The sequence below is a fragment of the Treponema sp. R6D11 genome, assembly GCF_054786075.1.
The window spans coordinates 1-1,336 of sequence record NZ_BDHD01000321.1 but is presented as its reverse complement, the minus strand read 5'-3'; the positions used below and the strand labels follow the sequence as shown (position 1 = coordinate 1,336).

At 46.2% G+C, this 1,336-nt stretch carries 1 protein-coding gene; it reads right to left on the bottom strand.

From position 1 onward, the window contains the following. Positions 1 to 67: 67 nt before the first annotated feature. On the bottom strand, positions 68 to 1,336 hold a 1,269-nt coding region (locus ACYVTD_RS12725), incomplete at its 5' end, for a thiamine pyrophosphate-binding protein (RefSeq protein ID WP_461248122.1).

Below are 1,336 nucleotides of genomic sequence, written 5' to 3'. Positions count from 1 at the left end.
TTTCTGCAATTAACGCTATGGAGTGGGATTTGACGCAGAGAAAGTAGGGAGGTTGCCTATTTTCCCCCTACAAAATCTGCTCGTCAATCGGCTTACCCGAAGGAACCATCGGCAAGACATTCTCATCACGATCTATGTCAGCTTCGATAAGAGCCGATCTTCCGGCGGACAATTCCGCTGTTGCTTCGTGGAGAGCCTTCTTAAAAGACTCCCTGTCCCCTGCACGGAAACCCGTAACGCCGTAAGCGTTGCAGAGTTTCAAAAAATCGGGAGCCGCACCAAGATTTGTTTGCGAGTATCTTTTTTCGTAAAAGAAACTTTGCCACTGCCTTACCATGCCTAGAACTCCGTTGTTAAAGACAATTATTAAAAGCGGGATTTTATTATTGGTTAGAGTCGCCATCTCAGCGCAGTTCATTCTGAAACTGCCGTCTCCTGTAAAAAGAACAACTGGCTTTTTGGGGTTCGCTATTTTTGTACCGCAAGCCGCACCAAGACCGAAGCCCATCGTTCCAAGACCGCCAGAGCTGATAAATGATCTTGGCTTTTCTGCCGGGAAAAATTGTGCAGTCCATATTTGATGTTGACCTACATCGGTAACGGCGATTGTTTCGGGACCAAGGGCTTTTGCTGTTTCTTCTATAATAAAGCGAGGGTGGAGTGCGTTTTTAGCGAATGTAACTTCGTGAGTGTAAGTTTGAGGCAGATGGGTTTTCCATTTGTCAATTTCGCAGTCCCATTCGGTTTCAAGACGGGCAGGAAGTTTTGACAACAACTGTTTAAGAGTGTCTTTTAAGTTTCCTATCACCCATGCGTGAGTTTCAATGTTTTTGCTAATTTCGGCAGGATCAATATCAAAGTGAATAACCTTCGCTGTCTTTGCGAACATATCAGCCTTGCTTGTAACTCTGTCGGAAAAACGAGCACCGATAGCAATCAGCAAGTCTGTTTTTTGAATCGCCTTGTTGCTCGCTACAGTTCCATGCATTCCGACAAGCCCTGTGCAGAGCCTATGATCTTTTGGAATCGAACCTATGCCCATGAGACTCAACGCCACAGGAGCGTTAAGTTTTTCAGCGAGGGCGATAAGTTCTTCTTCCGCTCCAGAACTGATAACTCCGCCTCCAGCGTAGAGCAGAGGACGCTTCGCTTCTTTAATCATTGTAGCGGCGGTTTCTACTTCTTCGTCTGTAAATCTGATTCTTGAAGTACGCTCGTCAAGACGCTTTGCCCTCGCTGAAAGAGCCTCGTCCTTTAAGTCGCCTTTCTTTTTCTTTAAAGCGCTCGCGCTAGGACTCCATTCTGCGGTCAACGCCGTAATATCTTTTGGTATGTC